The organism is Saccharothrix xinjiangensis (assembly GCF_039527585.1).
Classification (GTDB): Bacteria; Actinomycetota; Actinomycetes; order Mycobacteriales; family Pseudonocardiaceae; genus Actinosynnema; species Actinosynnema xinjiangensis.
Genome location: NZ_BAAAKE010000004.1, coordinates 254,287 through 266,235, shown reverse-complemented (window position 1 = coordinate 266,235; position 11,949 = coordinate 254,287). Strand labels below are relative to the sequence as shown.

The following is an 11,949-nucleotide window of genomic DNA, read 5'->3' as shown; positions in this document are numbered from 1 at the left end:
CGGCCGTGACCGCATGATCGAGATCAAGAGCCGCGGCCAGCTGGAGGCCATGAGGGCCGCCGGGCTGGTCGTGGCGCGCACGCTCGGGCTGCTGGCCTCGCACACCAAGGCCGGGGTCAGCACCGCCGAGCTGGACGAGCTGGCCGAGCAGACGATCCGGGACGCCGGGGCGATCCCGTCGTTCAAGGGCTACCACGGCTTCCCGGCGTCGATCTGCGCGTCGGTGAACGAGCAGGTCGTCCACGGCATCCCGAGCCGCGCGCAGGTCCTCGCCGAGGGCGACCTGATCTCGATCGACTGCGGCGCCATCCTCGACGGCTGGCACGGCGACTCGGCCGTCACCCTGCCCGTCGGCGCGGTGACCGAGGCCGAGCTGAAGCTGTCCGAGGCCACCCGCCGCTCGATGCTCGCGGGCATCGCGGCGGCCGTGCCGGGCAACAAGCTGAGCGACATCTCCTTCGCCATCGAGTCGGCCACCATCGAGGCGGGCGACGAGCACGGCGTGGAGTACGGCATCGTCGACGGCTACGGCGGCCACGGCATCGGCACGAAGATGCACATGGACCCGTTCCTGCCGAACTACGGCAAGCCGGGCAAGGGCCCCAGGTTGAAGGTCGGCATGGCGATCGCCATCGAGCCGATGCTGACCCTGGGCAGCGAGCAGACGGTCGAGCTGGACGACGGCTGGACGGTCGTCACCGCCGACGGCTCGCGCGCCGCGCACTGGGAGCACTCGGTGGCCATCACCGCCGACGGCCCGTGGGTGCTGACCGCTCCTGAGGAGTAGGGGCCGAGGGGCGGCAGGTCATCCCAAAGGGTGACAGTAATCCGCCGTCCGGGTGACGGCTTCGTGAAACCGTTGTGCGCTGTGGATCATCCGCCCCCACGGGGGCGGCTACGGGCGTAGTCTGTGCCGCGTACGGACAGCAACGGCCCGTCCGCCCTGTCGCCCGGAGGAAGTGCGCAGCCCATGAACGAGTCACACTTCAAGGCCGCGGACGACGATCGCGGAGCAGTGGTCGACAAGTTGGCCAAGGCCCACGCGGAGGGCAGGCTCTCCCAGGCCGAGTTCGACGAGCGCAGCCGCGCCGCGCGGGAGGCCCGCAGCTACGCCGAGCTGCACCAGCTCACCGCCGACCTGCCGGGGTCGGGGGGTCGCACCTCGGCGCCCTCCCAGTCTTCCGCCCCCACCCCGCCCCCCGGCCGCCCGGAGCCCGAGTGGCAGAGCCGACCGCTCCCGGTCCGGGGCGAGACGGCCGCCGGCCCGGTGTGGCGCAGCACCCCCGTGGGCGAGCCGGCCCCGGGCGACCGCCAGGCGAACGGCGACCGGCGTGCCGCGGACGCCCACCCCGCCCCGGAGTGGCAGGACGCCTCGGGGAACGGCGGCCGGAACGAGCCGGTGGACGAGCCCGCCCCCGTCTGGCAGGACGCCTCGCAGGCGAGCGCCCCTTCCCACGGCGCCCCCTCCCGCAACTCCTCTTCTTACGGCGCCTCTTCCTCTGGCGCTTCTTCCTCTGGCGCCCCCCGCGGCGCCCACCCCGGCAACGCCCGCTCCCACAACGCCTCCGCGGGCGCCCGGATCGGCCCGGACGCCCACGCCGACTCGGACTACGACCACGGCGCCGACACCGGCTACGGTCCCGACACCGGCTACGCCCCCCAGCGCCAGCGGCGCGAGCCCCCGCCCGTGCCGCAGAAGCGCAGCAGGGCGACCGTCTTCCTCACGGTCCTGACCGCCGTCTGGTTCTTCGCCAGCGGCATCAACCTCCTCATCTGGGGCATCATCAACGGCACGTCCGACACCTCGATCTACCCGTGGTGGCTGTGGGTGGCCGGCCCCCTCGGCGTCGTGGTCCTCACCGCCCACCTGGTCCGATTTGGGATGCGGCGGTAACGCGCGTACTATGGACGGGTGGCGCACACGTCGCGCCGGTTCCGTCATGCCCGGGGATCTCCCTGGTGGGTGACAAGGGTTCGCAAGGGCCTTGTCCGGAGTCGGGGTGCCGCGTGCCCCGCGCAAGATATCCAGCAAGCACCCACCGTCACGAAACGCGGAGGACATGGGCAAGAAGGACGGGGCCATTGAGGTCGAGGGCCGCGTAGTCGAGCCGCTCCCCAACGCGATGTTCCGCGTCGAGTTGGAGAACGGGCACAAGGTCCTGGCACACATCAGCGGCAAGATGCGTCAGCACTACATCCGCATCCTCCCGGAGGACCGGGTAGTCGTGGAGCTCTCGCCCTACGACCTGTCCCGCGGGCGCATCGTCTACCGCTACAAGTGACCTCCGGCGCGCTCCTACGGCGCGCCGGCTGACGCAGGAGAAGCTCAGGCGTGAAGGTCCAGCCGAGCGTCAAGAAGATCTGCGACAAGTGCAAGGTGATCCGCCGCCACGGCCGGGTCATGGTGATCTGCGAGAACCTGCGCCACAAGCAGCGCCAGGGCTGACCAGCACCGAACCAGCACGGGTCGAGTCTTCACGGACGCGACAATGAAGCAAGCCTCTTCGCACCTGCCCACCGGTAGCACCGGTGAGGCACACCCCCGGACTCCAGGCCGGGGCCGGGACACCGGTCGTGAGAGCGACCGGAATGGCGCAGCGAGTCAGTCCCGGAACCGGGCGAGGAGCAGACCTGGAGACGAAACGACAGGAGCAAGCGCCGCATGGCACGACTCGCTGGCGTCGACCTCCCCCGCGAAAAGCGGTTGGAGATCGCGCTCACCTACATCTTCGGCATCGGTCGCACGCGCTCGAAGGAGCTGCTGACCGCCACCGAGATCTCCCCGGACCTCCGGGTGAAGGACCTCGGCGACGACGACCTGACGAAGCTGCGGGACTACATCGAGAACAACTTCAAGGTCGAGGGTGACCTCCGCCGCGAGGTTCAGGCCGACATCCGCCGCAAGATGGAGATCGGCTGCTACGAGGGCCTCCGCCACCGTCGCAACCTCCCCGTCCGCGGCCAGCGCACGAAGACCAACGCGCGCACTCGCAAGGGTCCGAAGAAGACCGTTGCGGGCAAGAAGAAGGCCGGCAAGAAGTAAGACCTCGCGCGTCTAACCAGGAGATCACCCAGATATGCCACCCAAGTCCCGCACGGGCGCCGGGGTCAAGAAAGTCCGGCGCAAGGAGAAGAAGAACGTCTCCCACGGCCAGGCCCACATCAAGAGCACGTTCAACAACACCATCGTGTCCATCACGGACCCGCTGGGGAACGTGATCAGCTGGGCTTCCGCCGGCCACGTCGGCTTCAAGGGCTCTCGCAAGTCCACGCCGTTCGCCGCGCAGATGGCCGCCGAGAACGCCGCCCGCAAGGCCGCCGAGCACGGCATGCGCAAGGTCGACGTGTTCGTGAAGGGTCCCGGCTCCGGCCGGGAGACCGCGATCCGTTCCTTGCAGGCCGCCGGCCTGGAGGTCGGCACGATCCAGGACGTGACCCCGCAGCCCCACAACGGCTGCCGCCCGCCCAAGCGGCGCCGGGTCTGAGGCACGGGGAGGAGTAAGACACCATGGCTCGCTATACCGGACCGGCCACGCGCATCTCGCGTCGCCTCAAGGTCGACCTCGTCGGCGGGGACCAGGCGTTCGAGCGCCGTCCCTACCCGCCCGGCCAGCACGGCCGCGGTCGCATCAAGGAGTCGGAGTACCTGCTCCAGCTCCAGGAGAAGCAGAAGGCCCGTTACACGTACGGCGTGCTGGAGAAGCAGTTCCGCCGCTACTACGAGGAAGCGGTCCGCCGCACCGGCAAGACCGGTGAGAACCTGCTCCAGATCCTGGAGTCCCGCCTGGACAACGTCGTGTACCGCGCGGGTCTCGCGCGCACCCGGCGCCAGGCCCGCCAGCTGGTCAGCCACGGTCACTTCATCGTGAACGGCCAGAAGGTGAACATCCCGAGCTACCGGGTGTCGAAGTTCGACATCATCGACGTGAAGCCGAAGTCGCTGCCGACGCTCCCGTTCGAGGCCGCTCGCGCCTCGTTCGGCGACCGCCCGGTGCCGGCGTGGCTCCAGGTCGTGCAGTCGAACCTGCGCATCCTGGTCCACCAGCTCCCGGAGCGGGCGCAGATCGACACGCCCGTCACCGAGCAGCTCATCGTCGAGCTCTACTCGAAGTGATCCTCCCGGGGGAGCGGCTCCGGTCGTTCCCCCGGTCGGGTCCCGCGGCGGCACGGAATGGTGTGCCGCGCGCGTTCGCCGGTCTCCGCGACTGGCATCCCACGGCGTCATATGGCGGTCGCCGGGGCAAGAGAGGAAGAACCCAGTGCTGATTTCCCAGCGCCCCTCGCTCAGCGAGGAAGCGGTCAACGAGACCCGCTCCCGGTTCGTCATCGAGCCGCTGGAGCCGGGTTTCGGCTACACCCTCGGCAACTCCATTCGCCGCACCCTGCTGTCGTCCATCCCCGGCGCGGCCGTGACCAGCATCCGCATCGACGGTGTGCTGCACGAGTTCACGACCGTCCCCGGTGTGAAGGAAGACGTCACCGACATCATCCTCAACCTCAAGGAGCTGGTCGTCAGCTCCGAGGAGGACGAGCCGGTGACCATGTACCTGCGCAAGCAGGGGCCTGGTGCGGTGACCGCAGGCGACATCGTGCCCCCGGCCGGTGTCACCGTGCACAACCCCGACCTGCACATCGCCACCCTGAACGGCAAGGGCAAGCTGGAGATCGAGCTCGTGGTCGAGCGCGGTCGCGGCTACGTCCCCGCCGTCCAGAACAAGCAGGCCGGCGCCGAGATCGGCCGCATCCCGGTCGACTCGATCTACTCGCCCGTCATGAAGGTGACCTACAAGGTCGAGGCCACCCGTGTCGAGCAGCGGACCGACTTCGACAAGCTGATCCTCGACGTCGAGACCAAGCCCTCCATCACGCCGCGCGACGCCGTCGCGTCCGCGGGCAAGACGCTGGTGGAGCTGTTCGGTCTCGCGCGCGAGCTGAACGTCGACGCCGAGGGCATCGAGATCGGCCCCTCGCCCGCCGAGGCGGACACCATCGCGGCGTTCGCGATGCCGATCGAGGACCTGGACCTCACCGTCCGGTCCTACAACTGCCTCAAGCGCGAGGGCATCCACACCGTGGGCGAGCTGGTCTCGCGCAGCGAGGCGGACCTGCTGGACATCCGCAACTTCGGCGCGAAGTCGATCGACGAGGTCAAGATGAAGCTCGTCGGCCTCGGCCTCGCGCTGAAGGACAGCCCTCCCGGGTTCGACCCCTCGGCCGCCGCGTCGGACTACCCGACCGACGGTGGTTGGGGTGCCGCGGACACCTCCGTGGACACCCACGACGACGGCCAGGACTACGCGGAGACCGAGCAGCTCTGAGGCCGCTTAGCGGCCGGGCCGGAGCAGAGGATCAGGAAGAAATCCGAGGAGCAATTCGATGCCCACCCCGACTAAGGGACCCCGTCTCGGGGGCTCGCCGGCCCACGAGCGGCTGATGCTGGCCAACCTGGCCACGTCCCTGTTCACCCACGGTCGGATCACGACCACGGAGGCGAAGGCGAAGCGGCTCCGGCCCTACGCCGAGAAGCTGATCACCAAGGCGAAGGTCGGCGACCTGCACAACCGTCGCGAGATCCTCAAGGTCATCCGCGACAAGGACGTCGTGCACAAGCTGTTCGCCGAGATCGGCCCGCAGTTCGCCGAGCGCAGCGGCGGCTACACCCGCATCACCAAGACGCTGCCGCGCAAGGGCGACAACGCCCCCATGGCCGTGATCGAGCTGGTCGCGGAGCAGACCGTCACCTCCGAGGCGGAGCGGGCTCGCAAGACCCGGTTCGCCAAGGACGAGGCCCCCGCGGCGGCTCCGGCCGCCGAGGAGACCAAGGCCGACGAGGTGGAGGACCAGGACGCCGAGGCGCCCGAGTCCGCCACGAAGGACGCCGCCGAGGAGCCCGCCGAGGGCGCCGACGACGAGTCCGCCAAGGCCGAGAAGGCCGAGAAGAAGGACGAGTCCTGACGGACTCCCACTTCGCCGACGAGCCCGTCGCCCCCACGCGGGGTGACGGGCTCGTTCGCGTGCGCCTGGACCTGGCCTACGACGGCACGGGGTTCTCGGGGTGGGCCCGCCAGCCGGGGCGGCGCACGGTGTGCGGCGTGCTGGAGGACACCCTGTCCACGGTGCTGCGGCTCGACGTGAACCTGACGGTGGCGGGGCGCACGGACGCGGGGGTGCACGCGTCGGGTCAGGTCGCGCACGTCGACCTGCCGGCGGCGGTGGACGTCGCCGGGCTGCCGAGGAGGCTGGCGCGGGCCCTGCCGGCGGACGTGCGGGTGTTCTCGGCGCGGGTGGCGCCCGCGGAGTTCGACGCGCGGTTCGCGGCGCTGCGGCGGCACTACGAGTACCGGGTCACGGACGCGGCGTTCGGGGCCCACCCCCTGCGGCGGCTGGACACCCTGGCGTGGCCCCGGCCCCTGGACGTGGACGCGCTGAACGAGGCGTCCCGCCTGCTGCTGGGCGAGCACGACTTCTGCGCTTTCTGCCGCCGCCGCGAGGGCGCGACGACGATCCGCGAGTTGCAGCGGTTGGAGTGGGTGCGGGAGGGCGGGCTGCTGACCGCGTTCGTGTCGGCCGACGCGTTCTGCCACTCCATGGTGCGCAGCCTGGTGGGGGCGCTGCTGGCGGTGGGTGAGGGTCGCAAGCCCGCCGGGTGGCCCGCGTCGCTGCTGTCGCTGAGCGGGCGGTCGAGCGGGGTGACGGTGGCGCCGGCGCACGGGTTGTCGCTGGTGCGGGTGGACTACCCGGCGGACGAGGAGTTGGCGGCGCGGGCGGCGGTGACGCGGAACGTGCGCGGGGCGCCTGCCTGAGGGCTACCAGCCGACGAGGCTGTTCAGGTCCGGGATCGGGAGCGGCGCCGCCTGGGTGGTCGCCCGGCTGCCCTGGCGCACGACGTCTTGAGCCGGGTATTCCCCTTCGACGAGGCGGTACGCAGTCAGCTCCAGCTCTCCCCGGTGGTCGATCGCCCACGCGAAGGGCACTCCGGCCGAGGCGTAGGCGGCCATCTTGAGCCGGCAGAGCCGGCCCAGCACTCGCTGGTGCTTGCCGACTGGATGGGGAGACGCGTGCAGGTACCCGTAGAGCAGTTCGGCGCGTGACCCGTCCTCTGCTGCGGGCAGGGTCAGCCATTCCTCGACGGTGTGGGGGCCGATCGGGTGCTGTGGAGCCGCGGGCATCTCCGGCATCGACATGAGTACGAGCCTGTCGTTGTCCCACCGGCCCGCCAACTCGCCTGACCAGGTGAAACGCGCAGCGGCCCCCTCACCGGCGGAAGGTGGCGGTCGTGCGGAACGTGCGCGGGGGCCTGCCTGGGGCTTACGAGTCGAGCAGGCTGTCGAGGTCCACGGTGATGGGGATCGGTGCGGCGGTGATGGTGGTCCGACCTCCCCGGGCGGTGTTCTCCTCGACGTAGCGGCCCTGCTCCCAGCGGTGAGCGGTCAGCTCCGGCTCGTCCCACCCCTCGACCGTCCACACGAACGGCACACCGGCCACGGCGAAGGCCCTCATCTTCGCCTCGCGCTCGGCACGCCTGTTGCCGGGTGACCAGATCTCGATCGCGATGACCACCGCGTCCGGGGGGAAGCTGGTCCCTGCCGGTGGGCGGTCCAGGACCACGACGTCCGGGATCAGCGCGGTGCGCCAGGCCGAGGGGATCTTCAGGTGCACGCCGGGGACGACGTGCAGGTCCCGGCACCCTGCGGCGCGCAAGGCCTCCCGGGTCATGAGCCAGAGGTTGGCCATGGCGATCTGGTGCTCGGCGGAAGGGGAAGGGCTCACGTAGAAGTGTCCAAAGATCAGCTCGGTGCGCGACCCGTCCTCTGCTGCGGGCAGGGTCAGCCATTCCTCGACGGTGTGGGGGCCGATCGGGTGTTGCAGAGCTGCGGGCATCTCCACCTCCTGGATCGACATGAGTATGAGCCTGTCGTCGTCCCGGTGGTCCGACAACTCGCCTGACCAGGTGAAACGCGCAGCGGCCCCCTCACCGGCGGAAGGTGGTGAGGGGGCCGCGAGCGGTGTGCGCCCGGTTAGCGGGGGCTCACAGGTCGAGCGTCCACGAGTCGATGTGGCCGGTGTCCTGCCGGTACGCGTCGCGCACCCGCAGCTGCCACGTGCCGTTCGCGTCGTCGGCCGACAGGTTCACCGTGTAGGTCGCGTCGAGGTTGTCCGCGCTGTCCGAGCCGGACTCCACCTTCAGCCTCTTCACCGCGCCGCTCGACGTGATCAGGTCGACCGCCAGGTCGCCGCGGTAGGTGTGCTTGACGTGCACCTCGACCCGCGCCGCCGCGCCGGCCTTGCCCGCGCAGCCCGACACGGTGATCGAGCTGGTCGCCGTGCCCTGGTCCGGCACCGCCACGTCCGTGTCGTTGGTCTGGGCGTCGCAGCCGGTGGGCGGCTGGGTGACGTCGCCGACCACGCGCAGCAGCTTGTTCGGCGAACCGGTGCCCGGGCTGCCGACCACGCCGTCCGTGGCGCCGTTCACCAGGGCGTCCCGCACCTGCTGCGGGGTGGCGGTGGGGTTGGAGGCCAGGTAGACCGCCGCCGCGCCGGCCACGTGCGGTGACGCCATGGACGTGCCGCTGATGGTGTTGGTGGCCGTGTCGCCGGTGTGCCAGGCCGAGGTGATCGACGAGCCCGGCGCGAAGATGTCCACGCAGGTGCCGACGTTGGAGAACGAGGAGCGGGCGTCGGTGTTGGTGGTGGAGCCGACCGTGATGGCCTCCGCCGTGCGCGCGGGCGAGTAGTTGCACGCGTTCGCGCCGTTGCTGTTGCCCGCCGCGATGGCGTAGGTCACGCCGGAGGCGATGGAGTTGCGCACGGCCTGGTCGACGGTGTCGTCCGCGCCGCCGCCCAGCGACATGTTCGCCACGGCCGGCTTGACCGCGTTGGCGGTGACCCAGTCGATGCCGGCGATGACGCCCGCGTAGGTGCCGGAGCCCGCGCAGTTCAGCACCCGCACGCCGACCAGCTTGGCCTGCTTCGCCACGCCGTGCGCGGTGCCGCCTACGGTGCCCGCCACGTGCGTGCCGTGGCCGTTGCAGTCGGAGGTGTCGTTGTCGTTGTCGACGGTGTCGCGGCCGGACGTCGCGCGCCCGCCGAAGTCGCCGTGCGAGTTCCGGATGCCGGTGTCGATGATGTACGCCGTGACGCCCGCGCCCTCGTTCGGGTAGGTGTAGGAGTTGTCCAGCGGCAGCGCGGCCTGGTCGACCCGGTCCAGGCCCCACGACGGGGTCGGCGCCTGGGTGCCGGAGATCGTGACCTCGCCGTCCTGCTGCACGTACGACACGGCCGGGTCGGCGGCCAGCCGGCGGGCCTGCGCCTCGGTCATGGTGGCCGAGAAACCGCGCAGCGCGCGGGTGTAGGTGTGCTTGACGGCGGCCCCGTACTTGCCGCTCAGCGCGTTCACGCTGCTCGCGCCCATGTCCTTGAGCACGACGATGTAGCTGTCCTGCACCGCGTTCGGCGCGCCGAGCCCGCGGATGTCGCCCTCCGCCGAGGCGGTGGAGGTGGTCAGCGCCGCCGTCACCGCGAACGCCGTGCCGGTGGCGAGGCCGGCCGCGCCGAGCCTCCTCGTCCAGGACGTGCGAACATCTCCCATGTTGCGGCGTCTCCTCTTCGCAGGGTGTGTGTTCGCACGGTGTCTGCCCCGATACCGTCCGAACACGGTGATTCGTTCCTAGTTCGCCCTGCGGTGCACGCGCAAGAATTCGTCCGAAGTAAAGGACGATCGGTCATTCAACACTTTTTCTGCGGCTGTTAATGAATTGCTGCGGAGAGTGCCTGGACCGAGCGCAAAAAATATGCCCCCGAACCTCGCGGTCCGGGGGCGCCCTGGGGTCGCCGGTCAGTCGCCGCGGCGCACGGCGCCCAGGATCTGCTGCTCACCGGGCGTGGTGACGAGCCGCAACGGCCGCCACAGGTTCGTGCCCAGCGCGATCACCTGGTCGTCCTTCAAAGTGGTCAGCTGGTGCGCCATCTGCGGCGGCAGTCGCCAGATCTGGGACGCCAACTGGGCCTGCCCGACCGGCAAACGCTGGAGCAGCACCAGGTCCGCGGTATTCGCGGTGGTCGCCGCCTGCGGGTGCAAATAGGGCAGGACGTACATGGTGGTCTGCCACGGCGACCGCGGCGGGAACAGCTCCTGCGGCACGTGCCCGCCGTCGTGCACGACCAGCAGCGGGCTGTCCTCCGACGGCCGCGGCAGCTCGACCGGGCTCAGCCGGCGCAGCTGCACCAGCGGCGAGGGGCGGCCGTCCTGGCCCGCGCCCGCCGCGCGCACCACCGGCTGCCAGGCCGCCGGGCGGCCGGTCGCGATGGTGATCCACGCGCCCGTCGCCATGGCCCGCAGCGCGATCTGCCGCGCCAGGTACAGCCCGCCGACGACCACCATGCGGGTGGGCGTCGGCCGCAGCACCGAGATCGTCAGCGGCTCGCCCTGGAGGCCCGAGCCGAGCACCATGCCGCCGCGGTCGCCCGACGGGCTCACCACGTCCAGCATCTGCGGCGACACCAGGAACTCCGGGGCCACGCCCGCGCCGCGCGAGTTCAGCAGCCGGGGGTTGGTCATGCCACACCCCCCAGCGGCAGGGTCGCCGCCAGGCCCGAGACCTGGAGGCCGTTCAACGGGGTCAGGGTGACGTCCAGCTTGTTCGCCAGCACCTTCAGCCGGTCGTCGGCGCGGTCCAGCTCGGACGGGGTCCGCGCGCTGACCCGCACCATGCCGCGCAGGCCGACCTGGCCCTCCTCGGTGCTCGGCGAGATGGTCAGCGACAGCGTGGACGACAGGGCCCGCACGCCGGTCAGCGCGTTGAGGTTGTTGCGCACGCCCTTCGGCGGCCAGCCGGTGATCGCGTAGCTGGAGTGGCCGACGCCACCCGCGGTCACGCCGGACCACTTCTCCCGCAGCGACACCGAGTTGTTCGACCCGGCCACCGCGGTCAGCTCGGCGGCCGAGATGCCCGCCCGGATCAGCTCGTCGGGGTCCAGGGGCCGGATCGACACGCCGGTCGACTCCAGCGCGTTGCGCACCCGGGACAGCGCGCCGATCAGCGCGCGGTGCGCGCCCACGACGCCGCCCCCGCGCTCCTTGATCGCCGCCTGGCACCGCCTCGGGTCCAGCCGCACCGCGATCCACGTGGTGCGCCGCGCCGCCGCGGGCAGCGGGCCCAGCACCTCCAGGTAGGAGTTCAGCGCCGGCGAGTTCGCGGGCAGCGCCGCGCTGCCGGGGTAGCAGTGCCAGATCACCGAGATCGCGTCCAGCACCACGCCGCGGTCCTCCAGCGTCGGCGCCAGCGCGCCCAGCGGCAGCGACGGCGCGCTGCCCACCGCGGTGATCAGGTTCGGCGCCGGGTCGACCAGCAGCACGGCCGTCCACGCGCCCTGGTGCCACGCCATGCCCAGCGGGTTGCGCTCGTGGTCGATGCCCTTGGCCACCACCAGGTCCGGCACGGCGAGGCGCAGCAGCGCCACCCGCGGGTCGTCCGGGCCGATGACCGAGTTCTCCTCCTCCGACGGCGGCTTCATCTCCACCGGGCCGGTGCGCTTGGCGGTGCGGCCGTGCGAGCGGGAGCTGTAGCGCACGACGAGCGAGATCCACTGGGTCAGCCAGCGGCCCCGGGACTTCGTGAACGCGAGGACCAGCGCGATCAGCACCACGCCGCCGGCGACGTACAGGGGCACGGGCGCGACGCCGTCGCCGGTCGCGCCGACCGCGATCAGCACCAGGCCGATGGCGACGCCGACCTCCAGCACCACCAGGTTGGCGACCGGCAGCGAGCCCAGGCTCGCGCCGGCGGTGCGGCGGCGGGCGCGGAGCAGGGCGGCGCGCACGGCGTTCCCGGCGGACTGCGGGCGGGACGCGGCGGGGTTGGGCGGCCCCGGCGGCTGCTGCGGGGCGGGTCCCGGTCGAGGAGTGGTGACGGACATCCGGTCTGGTTCTCTTTCCGTCGGCGTGCGCCG

The 11,949-nt window shown here is 71.3% G+C and carries 15 protein-coding genes; 10 read left to right on the top strand and 5 right to left on the bottom strand.

The genetic code is table 11. The annotated features are described in order from the left end of the window. Nucleotides 1-13: 13 nt before the first annotated feature. From map to truA, 10 genes are all read left to right on the top strand, one after another. Nucleotides 14-787, top strand: coding sequence for a type I methionyl aminopeptidase (map, locus tag ABD223_RS11770; RefSeq protein ID WP_344036122.1), 774 nt, complete (start codon nucleotides 14-16; stop codon nucleotides 785-787). A gap of 183 nt (nucleotides 788-970) precedes the next feature. Then, complete coding sequence (locus ABD223_RS11765) at nucleotides 971-1,894, top strand: DUF1707 domain-containing protein (protein ID WP_344036121.1); 924 nt, start codon at nucleotides 971-973, stop codon at nucleotides 1,892-1,894. A 166-nt stretch (nucleotides 1,895-2,060) separates the two neighbouring features. Then, entirely contained in the window at nucleotides 2,061-2,282 is a 222-nt protein-coding gene (gene infA / locus ABD223_RS11760; RefSeq protein WP_005166804.1) for a translation initiation factor IF-1, read from the top strand. Nucleotides 2,283-2,332: 50 nt separating this feature from the next. Next, nucleotides 2,333-2,446, top strand: coding sequence for a 50S ribosomal protein L36 (rpmJ, locus tag ABD223_RS11755; RefSeq protein ID WP_010148647.1), 114 nt, complete (start codon nucleotides 2,333-2,335; stop codon nucleotides 2,444-2,446). A 216-nt stretch (nucleotides 2,447-2,662) separates the two neighbouring features. After that, the gene (gene rpsM / locus ABD223_RS11750) at nucleotides 2,663-3,043 is read left to right on the top strand and encodes a 30S ribosomal protein S13 (RefSeq protein ID WP_344036120.1); all 381 of its coding nucleotides are present in this window, start codon (nucleotides 2,663-2,665) and stop codon (nucleotides 3,041-3,043) included. Nucleotides 3,044-3,077: 34 nt separating this feature from the next. After that, entirely contained in the window at nucleotides 3,078-3,485 is a 408-nt protein-coding gene (gene rpsK / locus ABD223_RS11745; protein ID WP_015105236.1) for a 30S ribosomal protein S11, read from the top strand. Between the two features lie 23 nt (nucleotides 3,486-3,508). Continuing rightward, a complete protein-coding gene (gene rpsD / locus ABD223_RS11740; protein WP_344036119.1) occupies nucleotides 3,509-4,114 on the top strand; it encodes a 30S ribosomal protein S4 in 606 nt (201 codons plus the stop codon). 145 nt (nucleotides 4,115-4,259) lie between these two features. Next, nucleotides 4,260-5,318 (top strand): DNA-directed RNA polymerase subunit alpha, encoded by a 1,059-nt coding sequence (locus ABD223_RS11735; protein ID WP_344036118.1) that lies wholly within the window; start codon nucleotides 4,260-4,262, stop codon nucleotides 5,316-5,318. Nucleotides 5,319-5,376: 58 nt separating this feature from the next. Beyond that, nucleotides 5,377-5,955, top strand: a complete 579-nt coding sequence (rplQ, locus tag ABD223_RS11730) for a 50S ribosomal protein L17 (RefSeq protein WP_344036117.1) — start codon at nucleotides 5,377-5,379, stop codon at nucleotides 5,953-5,955. 59 nt (nucleotides 5,956-6,014) lie between these two features. Further along, entirely contained in the window at nucleotides 6,015-6,803 is a 789-nt protein-coding gene (truA, locus tag ABD223_RS11725) for a tRNA pseudouridine(38-40) synthase TruA (protein WP_344036116.1), read from the top strand. 3 nt (nucleotides 6,804-6,806) lie between these two features. On the opposite strand, the gene ABD223_RS11720 is transcribed toward truA, so the two are convergent. From ABD223_RS11720 to eccE, 5 genes are all read right to left on the bottom strand, one after another. Beyond that, nucleotides 6,807-7,169, bottom strand: coding sequence for a hypothetical protein (locus ABD223_RS11720; protein WP_344036115.1), 363 nt, complete (start codon nucleotides 7,167-7,169; stop codon nucleotides 6,807-6,809). A 139-nt stretch (nucleotides 7,170-7,308) separates the two neighbouring features. Further along, the gene (locus ABD223_RS11715; protein WP_344036114.1) at nucleotides 7,309-7,902 is read right to left on the bottom strand and encodes a Uma2 family endonuclease; all 594 of its coding nucleotides are present in this window, start codon (nucleotides 7,900-7,902) and stop codon (nucleotides 7,309-7,311) included. A gap of 127 nt (nucleotides 7,903-8,029) precedes the next feature. Beyond that, nucleotides 8,030-9,589 carry a S8 family peptidase gene (locus ABD223_RS11710; RefSeq protein ID WP_344036113.1) on the bottom strand — a complete coding sequence of 520 codons (1,560 nt, stop codon included), beginning with the start codon at nucleotides 9,587-9,589 and terminating at the stop codon, nucleotides 8,030-8,032. Nucleotides 9,590-9,835: 246 nt separating this feature from the next. Further along, the gene (locus ABD223_RS11705) at nucleotides 9,836-10,558 is read right to left on the bottom strand and encodes a hypothetical protein (protein WP_344036112.1); all 723 of its coding nucleotides are present in this window, start codon (nucleotides 10,556-10,558) and stop codon (nucleotides 9,836-9,838) included. Beyond that, nucleotides 10,555-11,916 (bottom strand): type VII secretion protein EccE, encoded by a 1,362-nt coding sequence (gene eccE / locus ABD223_RS11700; protein ID WP_344036111.1) that lies wholly within the window; start codon nucleotides 11,914-11,916, stop codon nucleotides 10,555-10,557. The genes ABD223_RS11705 and eccE overlap by 4 nt, the downstream gene beginning before the upstream one ends. Nucleotides 11,917-11,949: the final 33 nt, after the last annotated feature.

What these genes read in the sequence shown, in the direction of transcription:
- map (WP_344036122.1), top strand. Translation starts at nt 14, where the DNA reads ATGATCGAGATCAAGAGCCGCGGCCAGCTGGAGGCCATGAGGGCCGCC.
- ABD223_RS11765 (WP_344036121.1), top strand. Translation starts at nt 971, where the DNA reads ATGAACGAGTCACACTTCAAGGCCGCGGACGACGATCGCGGAGCAGTG.
- infA (WP_005166804.1), top strand. Translation starts at nt 2,061, where the DNA reads ATGGGCAAGAAGGACGGGGCCATTGAGGTCGAGGGCCGCGTAGTCGAG.
- rpsM (WP_344036120.1), top strand. Translation starts at nt 2,663, where the DNA reads ATGGCACGACTCGCTGGCGTCGACCTCCCCCGCGAAAAGCGGTTGGAG.
- rpsK (WP_015105236.1), top strand. Translation starts at nt 3,078, where the DNA reads ATGCCACCCAAGTCCCGCACGGGCGCCGGGGTCAAGAAAGTCCGGCGC.
- rpsD (WP_344036119.1), top strand. Translation starts at nt 3,509, where the DNA reads ATGGCTCGCTATACCGGACCGGCCACGCGCATCTCGCGTCGCCTCAAG.
- rplQ (WP_344036117.1), top strand. Translation starts at nt 5,377, where the DNA reads ATGCCCACCCCGACTAAGGGACCCCGTCTCGGGGGCTCGCCGGCCCAC.
- ABD223_RS11720 (WP_344036115.1), bottom strand. Translation starts at nt 7,169, where the DNA reads ATGCCCGCGGCTCCACAGCACCCGATCGGCCCCCACACCGTCGAGGAA.
- ABD223_RS11715 (WP_344036114.1), bottom strand. Translation starts at nt 7,902, where the DNA reads ATGTCGATCCAGGAGGTGGAGATGCCCGCAGCTCTGCAACACCCGATC.
- ABD223_RS11710 (WP_344036113.1), bottom strand. Translation starts at nt 9,589, where the DNA reads ATGGGAGATGTTCGCACGTCCTGGACGAGGAGGCTCGGCGCGGCCGGC.
- ABD223_RS11705 (WP_344036112.1), bottom strand. Translation starts at nt 10,558, where the DNA reads ATGACCAACCCCCGGCTGCTGAACTCGCGCGGCGCGGGCGTGGCCCCG.
- eccE (WP_344036111.1), bottom strand. Translation starts at nt 11,916, where the DNA reads ATGTCCGTCACCACTCCTCGACCGGGACCCGCCCCGCAGCAGCCGCCG.